Annotated in this window: 7 protein-coding genes and 2 pseudogenes; 7 read left to right on the top strand and 2 right to left on the bottom strand. The window is 70.8% G+C overall.

Annotated features, from left to right (window positions below; genetic code table 11):
• Positions 1-137: 137 nt before the first annotated feature.
• A pseudogene (locus tag DMB38_RS28550) lies at positions 138-521 on the top strand (ATP-binding protein); the annotation flags it as partial.
• A gap of 231 nt (positions 522-752) precedes the next feature.
• A pseudogene (locus DMB38_RS28545) lies at positions 753-1,288 on the top strand (winged helix-turn-helix domain-containing protein).
• A 129-nt stretch (positions 1,289-1,417) separates the two neighbouring features.
• Here the strand turns inward: DMB38_RS28545 and DMB38_RS28540 are convergent.
• Positions 1,418-1,822: a hypothetical protein gene (locus tag DMB38_RS28540; RefSeq protein ID WP_125937548.1), complete on the bottom strand. Its 405-nt coding sequence runs from the start codon at positions 1,820-1,822 to the stop codon at positions 1,418-1,420.
• Between the two features lie 384 nt (positions 1,823-2,206).
• Between DMB38_RS28540 and DMB38_RS28535 the strand changes: the two genes are divergently transcribed.
• The 4 genes from DMB38_RS28535 (at position 2,207) to DMB38_RS37235 (ending at position 10,866) form a co-directional block, all read left to right on the top strand.
• Positions 2,207-2,632, top strand: coding sequence for a CU044_2847 family protein (locus tag DMB38_RS28535; RefSeq protein WP_125937547.1), 426 nt, complete (start codon positions 2,207-2,209; stop codon positions 2,630-2,632).
• Positions 2,622-4,829 carry a trypsin-like peptidase domain-containing protein gene (locus DMB38_RS28530; protein WP_125937546.1) on the top strand — a complete coding sequence of 736 codons (2,208 nt, stop codon included), beginning with the start codon at positions 2,622-2,624 and terminating at the stop codon, positions 4,827-4,829. Before DMB38_RS28535 ends, DMB38_RS28530 begins: the two co-directional genes overlap by 11 nt.
• 74 nt (positions 4,830-4,903) lie before the next feature.
• On the top strand, positions 4,904-5,809 hold the full coding sequence (locus DMB38_RS28525; RefSeq protein ID WP_240662512.1) for a MoxR family ATPase: 906 nt from the start codon (positions 4,904-4,906) through the stop codon (positions 5,807-5,809).
• A complete protein-coding gene (locus DMB38_RS37235; protein ID WP_125937544.1) occupies positions 5,806-10,866 on the top strand; it encodes an SAV_2336 N-terminal domain-related protein in 5,061 nt (1,686 codons plus the stop codon). Before DMB38_RS28525 ends, DMB38_RS37235 begins: the two co-directional genes overlap by 4 nt.
• Before the next feature lie 110 nt (positions 10,867-10,976).
• Here DMB38_RS37235 and DMB38_RS28515 read toward each other — a convergent pair whose 3' ends face one another.
• Positions 10,977-11,888: an FAD-dependent oxidoreductase gene (locus DMB38_RS28515; protein WP_125937543.1), complete on the bottom strand. Its 912-nt coding sequence runs from the start codon at positions 11,886-11,888 to the stop codon at positions 10,977-10,979.
• Between the two features lie 1,542 nt (positions 11,889-13,430).
• On the opposite strand from DMB38_RS28515, the gene DMB38_RS28510 reads away from it, so the two are divergent.
• On the top strand, positions 13,431-14,264 hold the full coding sequence (locus tag DMB38_RS28510; protein WP_125937542.1) for a hypothetical protein: 834 nt from the start codon (positions 13,431-13,433) through the stop codon (positions 14,262-14,264).
• Positions 14,265-14,528 lie beyond the last annotated feature (264 nt).

The following is a 14,528-nucleotide window of genomic DNA, read 5'->3' as shown; positions in this document are numbered from 1 at the left end:
CGTGTGTCCAGTGGTGAGATGATCGACTCCGGTCAGTAAGGGAAACCGGGAGCGCCCCGGTTTGCGGACCGCAGAGCGGGGCACAAGCACCGGACAGGCAGGACCGGGCATGGTTGATCCAAGGCCAGGGGGACCTGATGGACACGATGAGCGTCGACGTCGCGACCCTCCGCTGCGCCACGTCCCTCGCCGGGCCACGCGCACGCACCCGGGACTTCCTCGGCGGACTCCGGCCGGCGATCGCGGCCGAGGCCGCCGAGACGGTGGTCCTGGTCGTCTCAGAGCTCGTCACCAACGCCCTGCGCCACGGAGGCGGCGCCTGCACCCTTCAGCTGACCGCGCACCCGGACAGCATCGAGGTGGCCGTGCACGACCACAGCCCGCAGCCGCCGCGCATGCGCACCCCCGATCTGAACGACGGCACCGGAGGATTCGGCTGGCCCATGGTCAACCGCCTCGCCCGCACCACCGCCGTGACCCGCCGGGCAGGCGGCAAGACCGTAAGCGCCCTCCTCGACCGCGAGTGCCCGGATACGGCAGAGACGGGCCATGGGGTGTGTACTCGCGGGTGTGCCGAGAGCCTGCTCCCGGGCATGCCGGAGGCCTGCTCCCACCGGCAGCCCTGCCCCCAGACCACCGCATGACCCAACAGGCAAGGATCAGCACATTTGACGATGCCGCTTGCCTACTGAGCTTCACAGGGTGGTGTCGTGTGGGCTGTCGCCTCGTGATCCCTGCGGTATGCCGGATGGGTGAGGTACGCGCAAGGCGGTGGGCTGAGCGATGAACGGCGGGCCTTCCGCGAGAAGTTACGACTTGAGGCAGCCGAACGGTTCCGGCCGGTGACGACAATGCAGTGATCGCCCGTGACCTGCGGGTCAGCGTGCGGTTGGTGCAGCGCTGGCGCAGGTCCTGGTCGCAGGGCGGGTCACAAGCCCTTGCGCCCAAGGGACCGGCGTCGCTGCCGCTGGTGAGCGACGAGCTGATCACCGTGCTGGAGGCCGAACTGGCCAAGGGTGCGGTCGCGCACGGCTGCCGGAGCAGACCTGGCCCCTGTCGCGCATCAAGACCTTGATCGGGCGCCGGTTCCACAAGAGCTACACCATCCAGGGCGTGGCCGCGCTGCTCCGGCGCCGGCTGGACCTGCCAGGTCCCGGCCCGCGGCGCCATGGAGCGCAACGAGGCCGCGGTGGCGGGCTGGGTGAAGGAGACCTGGCCACAGGTGGAAGGACCGCGGCGGCGCTCGGCGCCTGGCTGGTCTTCGAAGACGAAGCCGGATTCTCGATGACGCCGCCGACGACCCGCCCCGCGGGAGCGGGTGCAGCACTGTCGCCACGCTGCCGCGGCCGTGGAAACCAGGGGGGCGTCGGCGTCAACGGGCCCTCGGTCAGGCCTTGCCGCGGACGACGGCGCGGGCTCAGCCTTCGAGCCACTGGCGCCCCGGTGTCGTGTGCACACCGCGCCAGTTCGGGAGGCTGTAGCGCGTGACCAGGGCCCACGCGGTGCGGGTGGCGTCCTCCACCCAAGCGTGGCCGGCGGCCGGAACGCCGTCTATCCCGCGCAGGTTGCGGGTGATCTCTTCCACGGTGATGTACCGGTTGCCGCGCCCGAGGTACTTCAATACGTACACCGCGAGGTAGTCCACGTCCTGCGGGTACGCCGTGCCGGTGAGAACCGGCTTGAGCCTGAAGCTCAGCTTGCCGGCGATGTCGAGCCCGTTGACTTCCCAGAACGTGTCGTCGTCCGGATCCGGGAGGATGTCGAGGAGGTCGACCAGATGGGCGAGGTCGACGTCGTCGGCGAGGGTGACGGGATCGGGCACGAGGACTACCTCCACGCGGATCGGGCCGCCCGAGCCCCGTGGCGGGGCCCGCAGGCAGATACCCCAGGACGGCGACTTTGCAGCCGATCATCGGGGGTGCGGCGCCGGGGCGCCTGCGGTCCATTGAGGACTGCCTGGTTCCCTGTCGTCAATGGCCGAGAATCCTCTCCAGTCGACGGCGCCTGCGGTGAACGGCGCCTGGCCGCCGGGAGTCCGGTGCCGGGACCGAGCGCTGTCGTGCGGTGGGGCTGCCGCTCGGTGGCGCCGGCGGCCCGCACGTCCGACAGCCGTGCCAACAGCCGGGCTTGGGCGTTCAGCGATCCGGCCGCGTCCGGCCGTCGACTTCCCCTACTGCGGGGCTCCGTGTTGGGGCACACTGGTGAGGTGGCGGACTTCATCGAGTTCACCTTCGCCGACGGGACCGCGGTGGAGTTACAGGCCTTCGCTCCGCTTCGGTCACCTCAGACCGATCAGGACGGCGGCCACACGCCGGGCTTCGGCGATTCCCGGCCGGTTTCTGCGGGCCGCCGTGTGTCCGTCGCGGCCGAGGGCGCGCTGCGTACGCTGCTCGCACCGCTTGGCCCCTTGCTGCAACAGGTCCACAACAGCGTCAGCGCGGTCCAAGACGTGCCGTCCGAGGTGTCGGTGAGCTTCGGCGTACGAGTGAGCAGCGACCTCAAGCTGGGCATCGTCGGCGCCGGGGGTGAGGCGACGATGACGGTCACCGTGCAGTGGCAGCCGGGCCAGGGAAGCGGGACGGCGGCGGGCTCGCCGGAGGGTACCGCCGGGGCCGGTGAGCATGAGCCCTAGGGCACGCCGCTGGCTTCGGACCGACCACACCGAAGCGAGCACGGTATGGCACTCCTTCGCCTCCGTCCTCGATGCGTCGTCCACGTCCGTGGCGGGCGCCGGTGTGTATGTCGGTGACGGCCTCATCCTCACCTGCGCCCACGTGGTGAACGATGCCCTCGGCAACGAGCCGTTCACCCCCGCAGCCCCGCGGAACGCGCTTGTGCCCGTCGCTTTCCCAGGGCGCGGCGAGCCGCGCGACCCGCTTGCCGCCCGGGTGTCCGCCTGGATACCTGCCCGGCAGCCGGCACCCGAGGCGCGCCCGGCGCTGCCCGGCGACAGGGTCTGGACGGGCGATCTCGCGTTGTTGCGGCTCCAGGACGCCCCGCCCCCGATGCTGCGGCCGGCGCGCTGGATGCCGATGGCCGAGCGCCAGTCGGTGCGTGCCTGGCACGGCAACGGCGAGCAGTTCACCTTCGCCAACGGGGCGGTGAAGTTGCACGACAGCCCGGTCTCCTACGTAGACGGCTCGCTCGAGGGCGCGGCCGTCGGCCCCGGCTACAGTGGCGGCCCGCTCTGGTGCGCGGAGCAGGACGCCGTGGTGGGCCTGGTCCTCGGGATCATCGAACCTCCGCCCGGCGGCTTCGGGTCCTCGCACGTCGTGCGGCGGTTCCTGGCGGTGTCCTGGCAGTCGGTCAGGAGCCTCTTACCCGAGATCACTCCGCGCTCCGGTGCGGGCCGCTCACCGCACCGGCCACGACCCACCGGGCACTCTCCGGCACTGCACGCCTTCAACCGCCTCGTAGCCGACGCGCTCACGGACACCGGCAAACGCGCCGAACAGGCGTCGCGGCTTGCCGACGAGCTGGAACTGGACGTCATCGGCGACGTCCTGGTGGGCGCTGACGAGCTCGCGGAGATCCTGGTCACCGTCCCCCGGGCGCTTGCCGTCCTGTGCGAAGGGCTCGCGGTCGACCATCCCGAAAGCGCGCGCCGGCTGATGTCGGCAGGGTTCGCCGCAGGCGTGTCCGGCCTGCTGTCGGTACGCGAACACCGCTGGCTTCTCGACGTCCTGCCCGACGACGCCGCGGCGCGCCTGGAGGACGCGGCCAGATCGGCGATGCTCCACGCCACGCTCACCAGCCATCTGCCGCCCGAGTACCGGGATGCGCCCGAAGAGGAGCGCCTGTGCCAGCTCATCGACGTCCTGGAGGAGTTCCGGAGTGACGGTGCCGCGGTCGTGGACGGCACGCCCCGGGTACCCGCTGTCCTGCGGGCCGTGGAGTACCTGGCGGCCCTGTGCGGCGAGTCGGCTGCCGGCGGCATGCGGGAGTGGTCGGACGCCGTCGCCGCCCGCCTCGGCGTGGCGACGGCGGCCCTCGGGGAGCGTCGGGAGGATGCTCGTGCCTGGGCCCGGCGTGAGCGTGCTGCCGCCGAACCGCAGCCGCGGCTGACGGTCGCACTGGAGCCCGTCACGGCCACCGGCTACCGCTGCGTCATCTGGTACGCCTCGGGGCGCCGCGACGAGACCGCCTGGCAGGTCCTGGCCGACGACGACACCCGCACCCCCGAGGAGATCACCCGGCTGCTGCACTCGATACTCATCCGGCAAGGCGCCGTCGCGTTACCCGGAAAGGTGCCCGTGGTGGAGTTTCTACTCGACTCCAACGACCTCGACGAACCGGTCGACACCTGGGACAACAACGCCGCCGAGGGAGAGGGCCAGGTGGTACTCGGCGCCGAATACACCGTCGTCCTGCGGTGCCCGCGCCTGCGCGACGACATCGGTCAGCAGCGAAGCTGGCAGTCCCGGTGGGAAAATCTGGACCGCGGCGGGGTGCTGCGCCTGACCGAGGAGTACACCACCTCGCTCCAGGTGTACGGCGCGCTCCAGGCCGACCTGAACGCCTCCCTCGTCATCCTCGCATGCGCCCCCCAGCACCGCGCAGAACTGCGGGTTGCCTGCATGAAGTACGGCATCCCCGTCGTGTTGTGGGACCGCGGCACCACTGTCGCCGGGCACGACGACCCGCTGGTCGCGCTCATGCTCAACGGCTCCGCGCGGAGCCTGCCGCACCGTGTCCGCACTCACCGGGCCCGCGCTCTGGCCGAACCCTGGCGTGACGCAGCACAGCCTGCGCTGGTGTGGGACGACGCCACCTCCCTTCCCCCGATGTCGCGATGGAGCGACCCGACCGGCCAGGAGCAGATCCGGTGAACCCGAGTGACAACGCGCGGCCCACTCCGCAATGGCGGCTCTTCCGCGGAGACGGTCAGCCCCGCCGGATCACCATGCCGGAACCTCCGCCGTGGCGCCGCTTCGGCCAGCAGCGCAGCACCGAGGCCGGCGACGCGGACATGGACCCGTATCGCCCCTACCTCATCGACCAGCCGCAGATCGACGTCGTCAACGCCGCGCTGCACCTTCGGCGGCCGGTGCTGGTGACGGGCCACCCCGGCTCCGGGAAGTCCTCGCTGGCCTACGCCATCGCCCACGAGCTGTCCCTGGGCAAGGTCCTCCACTGGCCGGTCAACAGCCGCTCGATGCTGTCCGACGCGTTGTACCAGTACGACGCGGTGGGCCGGCTGCAGGAGAGCACGCTCAGCCGCGACGGCAGGGGGCCCGAGCCGGACATCGGCGACTTCATCCGGCTCGGGCCCCTGGGCACCGCCCTCGTACCGCGAGACCTACCGCGGGTCCTGCTCATCGACGAGCTGGACAAGGGCGACATAGACCTGCCCAACGACCTGCTCACGGTCTTCGAACGCGGCGAGTTCGAGATCCCCGAACTCTCCCGTATGACCCGCGAGCGGAACGTCGTAGAGGTGCACACCGCCGGGAGCGACATCCCGGTCCCGGTCCGCGGCGGCGTGGTCCGCTGTACCGAGTTCCCTGTCGTGCTGATCACCAGCAACGGCGAACGCGACTTCCCCCCGGCCTTTTTGCGACGCTGCCTGCGCCTTGACCTTCCCGACCCGAGCGAGCAGCGGCTGCGCGACATCCTGGCCGCACACCTGGGAGCCGATGCGCCGGCCAGGGTGGACGGCCTCGTCCGTGCTTTCCTCGCCCGCAGGGCGCCCGACGAACTCGCCACCGACCAGTTGATGAACGCCGCCTTCCTGCGTCTGGGCGGCGTGGACACCGACGCGGAAGGTGTTCTGGAGGCCCTCTTCCACCAGTTGGGCGGCACGGTGTGACCTCGCGCGAGCCGCTGCTGCACATCCTGCGCGGCCTGCGCAGGCTCACTGAGGGCGCAACGGTCGAGGAACTGCTGGACGTCGTCTGGCTCGCAGAACGCCTCCCGGTCGACGGGCAGCCACCCCCTTCACGCGCCACCCGCGCCGACGGCGATCCACAGCCGCCCGACGCGGGAGCCGCCGCGGCGCCCCCCGGGACGAGACGGCCCCACCCGACCGCCGCCGTGGAGACCGCACAACCGCCAAGTGCGACCGGTGGAGTCTATGCATGGTCCGGCCCTGCTCTGCCGAACGGCGGCGCACCGGCCGGATCCGGCGCGGCGGACGAGGGCCCCGGCTTCCCCCATGTCGACGACCCCGCGCTCCCAACGGCTCGCGCACTGCCCGTCCGTCTGCCCCGCCCCCGTGCCCTGCCGCCCTTCCTGGCCGTCGCCCAGGCAATGCGCCCTCTCAAGCGCTACCGGGCCGATCCGCGGCGCACCGACATCGACATCGCCGCCACCGTCACACAGATCGCGGACACCGGCATCATCGACGTCACCGCCCGGCCCCGCCCCGAACGGTGGCTGGATCTCGTACTCGTCATCGACGACAGCCCCTCCATGCTGCTGTGGCAGCAGCTCTGCGGCGAACTGCGCCGGCTCCTCGAACGGCTCGGCGCCTTCAGGCAGATCAGGGTCGTGGCGCTGCGCGCCGGGGCGGGAGCCGCCCCGATGCTCGCCAGCGGACCGTTCAGCGGCACGCAACGCCTCCTGCCGCCCAACACCCTCGCCGACGCCTCGGGGCGCACCATGGTCCTGGTGGTCTCCGATGGAGTCGGCCTGCACTGGCACTCCGGCGCCATGGAACCGGTGCTCCGCTCGTGGGCGGCCGTCGGACCCACCGCGATCGTGCACGCCCTGCCGCCGCGCATGTGGCCCGGCTCCGGCGTGACCAGCCGCCGCTGGGCAGTCCGGGTGCCAAGGGCAGGAGCCGCCAACGCCAGTTGGCGGGTGCGCGACATGCTCCTGCCGCCTGAGCTGAGCCCCTTCCGCGGAACCCCCGTTCCGGTCCTGCAAGCCGCCCCCGCCACGCTCACTCCCTGGGCCCAAGCCGTCGCGTCGAACGGCAGCGACCTCGCCCTCCCGCTGTGGCAGCCGACGTCGCCCCGGAACGAGCCCTCCGCGCCCACCGCCGCATCCGCCGCATCCGCCGTGCGGCGCTTTCGCGCCATGGTCTCGCCCGGGGCCTACCGCCTCGCCGCCCACCTCGCGGCGCTGTCCCCGGCGACCATCCCCGTCATGCGGCTCCTCGTCGACGCCGTCCCGTGGCGGGCGGACGCGGCGCAGCTCGCCGAGGTCTTCCTCGGTGGCCTGCTGCGCCCGGTATCGGGGCCGGTCCACGACGGCGACGAGGCGACCGGACGGACGGCCCCCGCGGAACAACAGGTCTTCGCCTTCGCGGACGACATCCGCGACATCCTGCTGGACGCAATTCCGACGGCACACCTCGTCGGAACGATGGAAAGAGTATCCGAACGCCTCACCGAACTGGCCGATCACCACCTGGACTTCCCCGCCTGGCTCAGATGGGAGAACGGCACCGACACGCTCCCCGAGCACGCCCGCGAATTCGCCTGGCTCGGCCCCACCATGCTCAGCCGGCTCGGCCTCACCGACGCACCCACCCCCGTGGGGGCGCCGGAAACACGACCAGAGGCGGACGTTCCGGAAGCCGGTTCGGCACCGGATCCGGCCGCGGCTCCCGAACCGGCACGGACTCCCGGCCCCCCGCCAGTGTCACCACCGTCGCTGCCGGAGTGGGTGGTGGACCGAGACGAGGCAGACATGGTGGTATCCGCGGTCTGCCAACGCGGGTGGCAGGTGGTGGGTCTGCATGGAGACATGGGTTACGGGAAGACGGTGCTGGCCGAGTCGGTTCGAGCGCACCCGCAGGTACGCAGCCATTTCGGGGGCCGGATCCATCGGATCGTGCTGGGCCCTCATGTGCGCAGCCCTGCCGCCATAGCCGCGAAGGTGACCGAGGCCGCGCAGGTCGTCATCGGGAACGTGCAGTCGTTCAGCGATCCGCAGTCGGCCGCTGCGTATCTGGGGCGCGTACTGGACGCGCAGCCGCCGGTCCTGCTGGTCCTGGACGACATCCGGTTCCGTGAGCAGCTCGAACCATTCCTGGTCGGCGGCAAGAACTGTGTGCGGCTGGTGACCACCCGGATCCCGGACATGCTTCCCGGCGATGCGGCGCAGGTCCCGGTCGGCCCGATGTCCGAGCAGCAGGCGAGGCGTTTGCTGACCTGGCGGTTGCCTGAGTGGCCGGGTGAGACCACCGACGGGCTGCTGCGCGCGACCGGGCGGTGGCCGCTGCTGCTGCGCCTGGCCCACCAGACGATCGCCGGCGGGCTGGCCGGCGGGGCGGACCCCGCGGCAGCCGCCGCCGAACTCCTGGAACAGCTACGGCGCCACGGGCCTGCCGCCCCCGCACCCCGTGCAGAGGCCGATCTGAGCGATCCACGCCGACGCGGCGCCGCGGTCCGGGCGGCCGTCGAGACCGCCGCACGGCTGCTGCCCCCCGGCGGCTACGAACGCTTCACTGAACTGGGCATCTTCGCCGAAGCTGCAACCATCCCCATCGCCCTCATCGCCGACCTGTGGCGGACCACCGGCTCGCTGACCACCGAGGAGGCCAGCACACTTTGCGCCGACCTGGCCCAGGCCTCCCTGCTGTCCCTGGAACCGAACCAGCAGGTCGGCGGTCAGATCAAGCTCCACGACGTCATCCGCGACCACCTGCGCGCCCGCCTCGGCCCGGCCCGCCTGCGGCAGACCAACGCCGCCCTGCTCGACGCCACCGCGGCCGGCCTGCCCGCCGTGCCGCCACAACCCGGCACCAACCCCGCAGTGAGGCGGGCGTGGTGGCAGATGCCCGACGGTTACCTGGCCGACCACCTCATCCCTCATCTCCTGGACGCCGGCCACCCAGTGCAGGCCGAAGCCGTCGCCACCGACCTGCGCTGGATCGCATGGCGCCTGCACACCCGCGGCACCACCGCGCCGTGGACGGACCTGGCCGCCATCGAAACCCCCACCGCCCGTGCCGCCGCTCACTCGTTCACCTCCGCTGCCCACCTGCTCACACCGACCGATCCCGGACATGCCCTCACCGCCATCCTGTACTCCCGTCTGGGCGCGTACGGCCCCTGGCAGAGCCAGAGCCGCTCCTGGCACCCCCCGCATCCTGCTCTCCGCAACAGGTGGCCGCTGCCCGACCTCCCCGACCCCGCGCTGCGCCGCACTCTGACCGGCAGCACCGGCCCCGTGACGGCAGTGGCGGTCTCACCGGACGGCACCTGGCTCGCCACCACCGGCAACGACGAGACGGTGCGGATCCTGGATGCCGCCACCGGCACCGCCACCCGCACCCTGACCGGCCACACCGACCCGGTCACCTCAGTGGCGATCTCACCGGACGGCACCTGGCTCGCCACCACCGGCCACGACCGGACGGTGCGGACCTGGAACGCCGCCACAGGCGCCCTCACCCGCACCCTGACCGGCCACACCGACCCGGTGAACGCGGTGGCGATCTCACCGGACGGCACCTGGCTCGCCACCACCAGCAACGACGAGACCGTACGGACCTGGGACACGGCCACAGGCGCCGTCACCGGCACTCTGTCCGGCCACAGCGGCCCGGTACGCGCGGTGGCCATCTCACCGGACGGCACCTGGCTCGCCACCACCAGCCATGACGGAACGGTGCGGATCCTGGATGCCGCCACCGGCACCGTCACCCACACCCTGACCGGCCACACGGGCCCCGTGCGTGCCGTGGCGATCTCACCGGACGGCACCTGGCTCGCCACCACCAGCGACGACGGGACCGCGCGGATCTGGGATGCCACCACAGGCACCGTGATGCGCAATCTTTCCGGCCACACGGGCCCGGTACGCGCGGTAGCCATCTCACCGGACGGCACCTGGCTGACCACCACCGGCAACGACCGGACGGTGCGGACCTGGAACGTCGCCACCGGCGGCATCACCGGCACCCTGTCCGGCCACACAGGTCCGGTACGCGCGGTGGCCATCTCACCGGACGGCACCTGGCTCGCCACCACCAGCCACGACCGGACGGTGAGAATCTGGGACACGGCCACCAGCCGCGTGACGGCCACGCCCGGCGACAGCACCGGCCCGGTGACGGCGGTGGCGGTCTCGCCTGACGGCGCGTGGCTCGCCACCGCGGGCAACGACGAGACGGTGCGGATCCTGGATGCCGCCACCGGCACCGCCACCCACACCCTGACCGGCCACACCGACCCGGTCACCTCAGTGGCGATCTCACCGGACGGCACCTGGCTCGCCACCACCGGCAACGACCGGACGGTGCGGACCTGGAACGCCACCACGGGCGCCGCCGTGCGAACTCTGACCGGCCACACCGACTGGGTAACGGCGGTGGCGATCTCACCGGACGGCACCTGGCTCGCCACCACCAGCGACGACCGGACGGTGCGGACCTGGAACGCCACCACGGGCGCCGCCGTGCGAACTCTGACCGGCCACACCGACTGGGTAACGGCGGTGGCGATCTCACCGGACGGCACCTGGCTCGCCACCACCAGCGACGACGAGACGGTGCGCGCCTGGGACGCCGCTACTGGCGCCATCACCCACACTATGTCCGGCCACAGCGGTCCCGTACGCGCGGTGGCGATCTCACCGGACGGCACCTGGCTCGCCACCACCAGCGACGACGGGACAGTACGGATCTGGGACACGGCCACCGGCGGCATCACCCGCACCTTGACCGGCCACGCGGGTCCGGTACGCGCGGTGGCGATCTCACCGGACGGCACCTGGCTTGCCACCGCCGGCCACGACGGGACGATACGGATCCGGGACACGGGCACCGGGCTCCGGGTAACGGAAATGCGCGTTGACGGGGCACTCTCGTCGTGCTGCTGGCTTCCCCACGGAACCGCCGTGGCCGCCTCGGGGACGGCGGGAGCGTACCTGTTCGACTTCGCCCCAGGTACCAGCCCGCCGGCACCGAGTTGAGTTCGTTCCCTGACGTCCGCTTCGAACCGCGCAACCCGTCGCAGACTTCACCCGGCTCTGGACTCCGGCGCCGTCGACGGGCATGCCACGCGTATCACGTTCCGGGGGACCTACGTGGATGTGGCCAGCGCGGTGGCGTAGTAGGGCGTGAGCACGGCTTCAGCTCCCGAGCCCTGGGCTGTGGCGATGCGCTGGAACTGGGATGCCCTCAAGTCCCCGGCGGTGCGGATCCGGGGGTGCTGCTTGCCCGGCGGGCAGTAGCCGTCCTCGCTCACGGTGAGGCCTGCCAATGCAGCGGGCTTGCTGCCGAGGTTGCTCAACACCGTCTTGGAGACATAGGACTCGTGTTCACCGTGCCGATCCTTGACCAGCAGACTCCACCCCTCTCCGTCGGTCACCGGTGACAGGACGACGTGAGAGACGGGCACGATGCGGACGCGCTCGTCTCCCGATACTTCGTCGAACTTGTAGTCGTCCGACGGCGGGCAAAGCACATGGAGCGTCGTCGGGGTGTTCGGGTGGGTGCGGAGCCACGTTCCGAGGGGGCGGTCAGCTCCGAGGACGTAGGCGCGGTCTGTGAGGTCTGTGGGGCTGGTCCGCCACAGCAGAGGGACATACGGCTTTTCGGGAGCACTGATCCACTCGGCCTCATGTGGAGTCATGGTCGCCACACCAGTGGCGACCACCACCACCTGAGCACTCACCACGTGTCCGTCTTCCAGTACGAGATCCGCGTGGTCGTCGTAGCCGGTGACGCCCACAGCACGCGCTTTTACGACAGCACATCGGCCGCCCTCCTGCAGGCGATCCAGGTCGGAGGCAAGGGCCTCCGCAAGTTGCGGGCCACTCATCCAGTTGCCGGAAACGTTCTCCAGTGCCCCGATGGCGTGCAGCTTGCCGCCTACCGACGCAGCCTCCACGATCACCGTTCGGAGATTCAGGCTGGCCGCCATCACCGCGGCTGCCACGCCGGACGGGCCGGCACCGACTACCAGCACATCTGTCTCGTGTGGTGCGTTCATGCGCGAACTCCCTGCGATCCACTGATTCGTAACAAGACGACCTCACTCGTGGCCAGTTGCCCAGCGCCGATACTTCGGACAGCGAGCAGGACTGCGGCGTCGTGGTGGCGAACTCCGCCGGGAGGGACGGGAGCGTTGGTGGCGATGCATGACCGGTATCCGGCCCGGTGGGACACGGCGGAGACGCGGGCACGCGCCCGTATCAGTGCCGCACGGCACCGGATCGGTCCAGCCCGGCCCCGCGACCGGTCCGAGCCCTCTCGGCAGCGGGCAGTTGTCTGCGGATCTCCTCCCGGAAACGGATGGGGGCATGCCCGAGATCGGTGAGGCGAGTGCAGGTTCCGCCTAAACCCGCCTCCGCTTGAGCGATTGCCCGCCCTGCCGGCAGGGCGCACCGGGTCGACTCTCAGGCTCCCCACCGGTCCCGAGCCCGGCACGAGGCTCCGCGCCGCCGTATGGGGGCGGAAAGCGTGAACAAAGAAGCCTGCGCCCTTGTCGGGACTCCGCGAGTCCTTGGTCGGAGAGCGCGTGCAGTGGTCGCCGGACTGTCGTCACAGCCGCGCCCGCGCTGGGGGGCGAGGGTGTCGTTCCCCAGCAGCAGATCACCGGGGCCGCATTCCCCTCCCTCGACCGCCCCTTTCGGTCCGTCAGCGATTCGGAGGTGTCTGTGCAGTTCAGAGCCCTTCCCGCTGGCCATGTGTCTCCTTACTTCGCTAGCGATCCTAAGGGCTTCGATGCTCAGCGTCAGCTAGTGCTCACGACTTGCCGATCGCTTCGGCGACCGCCGGCGAGACAGCGACATGGCCCTGGCCACCGCGTACAACCCGAGCAGAGTCGGCGAACTTGGCCTTGCCGGAGAATGCGGTGGCGGGGTCCTGACATCGAGGCGGCCCTCTGCGCCTCGTCCGCCTGGTTGGGGTGCACTCGTCGACAGTCTCGGCCAAGCAGAGGGCCGAGACGGAGTGCGCGGCCAACTGCCGCGGGGGGCAGCCGGTCCCGGCGCCGGGAGGTGAGTGTGGACGGTCTTGCGGTCCGGCTCCGCCCCCCTGGCGATTCCCGAGAGGCTCACGCTATCGCCGTGGTGCCAGTCGGCCATGTGAATCCAGCACCATCGTCCGCCGCCCCTCTGTCGCCGTACCGACCAGCAGCAGAGTGCTGACCCGCAGTCCTCAACGCATCAGGTATCGGCCACGTTCATCCGTACGCAGGTAGGGGCGTGCAGATGTACGCCGCCCTCTTTCTACGTCTCTGCCGCGCCCGCGGCGAGGCCGATCAGGTGCTACCAGGACGCCATCTGGTCCATGGCCCCGTTGATCGACAATCCCGGCACCTGCCTGGTCAAGCTGCACGGGCGTCAGATCACCAGCCTGGGTGCCTGCACCGAGACGGAATGGCGGGCCTATGCGAGTGAGCGTCTGCCCCGGGTATCCCGCGACACGGCGGCCATCATCTGTGTCCGGCTGACGAACCTGTGGGCGTTCGACCAGCTCAGCGCCCGCCCGTCAGGCATCACCCGGCCTCCGTGGGAGAGCGGAGGAGTCGATGACTTCCTTCCCCGCCGGTGGTGCGGCGGGCGGCGGCGAAAACGCGACGGAGCCGTTGGACCCGCTGGTTCTCGGGCCGCTGCTGATCTGGGCCATCCGGTTCGTCGACGACTTCGCCGACGACATCATGGCGGCCTGGGCCGAGCGCCGCCGCATGGTCGCCGTTGTCACCGCCACGAAGGCCGGGCCGACTGGCTGGGCCGCGCTGGAAATGACCGTCCTCGAAGAGACCAACAACCACTGGAAGACAGGGGCCAAACAAATCCTCGCCGTCGGCGACGTCGACGGCCCACTCGACACCGACGACGACGGCGAGATCGACACCCCCGGCTACCCCGACCTCCTCGTCAACGACGGCCAGCACCTGTGGCTCTACTACGCTGACCCGGGCGGCAGCGCCTACCTCGACGCCTTCCGCGACCCTGTCCTCCTGGCCGCCGGCGACGGCGTGAGCACCGGCACCAACACCCTCGCCAAGGTCACCATGGCCGCACCCAGCGACTTCAACGCAGACGGGCATGCCGACCTCGCCGTCCGAGTCGACAACGCCGGCAGCGGCCTCTTCCTCTACGACGCCATCAACCCCGACGCATCCACCTGGCCGGGTCAGATCGACCCCACCCACCGAATCCTCATCGCCAACAACTTCGGCACGAACACCGTCCCGATGCTCACCGCCGCGCCCGACGCCAACAACAACGGCACATTCGACCTCTGGACCACCACCCCGAACAGCGGCAGACTCCGATTCTTCGCCGACTTCACCCCAGACGGCCCCGGAGCAATCACGGTAGCCTCCGAACAATTCGCCAACTACCAAGCCCTCGGCTGAACCGAGGACTTCTACGATCCGCCGGTGAGGACTGGCCTCCCAGCCAGCCCTCACCGGGCAAAGGAATCGCCCGAGTCCCTGGGCCTGCGGCAGAAGGCGTTACGGGTATGGCCACGGCATACCGACGCCGTTCTCCACTGCATCGACCAAAATCAACGGGCGACGGTGCGCGCCCTCCCCGCGGGACTCAGCAGCCTGGAGCGGCAAGCTCACTCCCCCGTCAGGAAGGCTGCCCATCCCGCTCAGCAGGGCATGGGGAGCAAG

The sequence above is a fragment of the Streptomyces sp. WAC 06738 genome (assembly GCF_003945505.1).
GTDB lineage: Bacteria > Actinomycetota > Actinomycetes > Streptomycetales > Streptomycetaceae > Streptomyces.
This window is presented reverse-complemented; position numbering and strand designations above follow the sequence as displayed.

Bases quoted from the DNA above. Each gene is read 5' to 3' on its own strand.
- DMB38_RS28515 (WP_125937543.1), bottom strand. From the start codon at position 11,888: ATGAACGCACCACACGAGACAGATGTGCTGGTAGTCGGTGCCGGCCCG.
- DMB38_RS28525 (WP_240662512.1), top strand. From the start codon at position 4,904: ATGCCGGAACCTCCGCCGTGGCGCCGCTTCGGCCAGCAGCGCAGCACC.
- DMB38_RS28510 (WP_125937542.1), top strand. From the start codon at position 13,431: ATGACTTCCTTCCCCGCCGGTGGTGCGGCGGGCGGCGGCGAAAACGCG.
- DMB38_RS28530 (WP_125937546.1), top strand. From the start codon at position 2,622: ATGAGCCCTAGGGCACGCCGCTGGCTTCGGACCGACCACACCGAAGCG.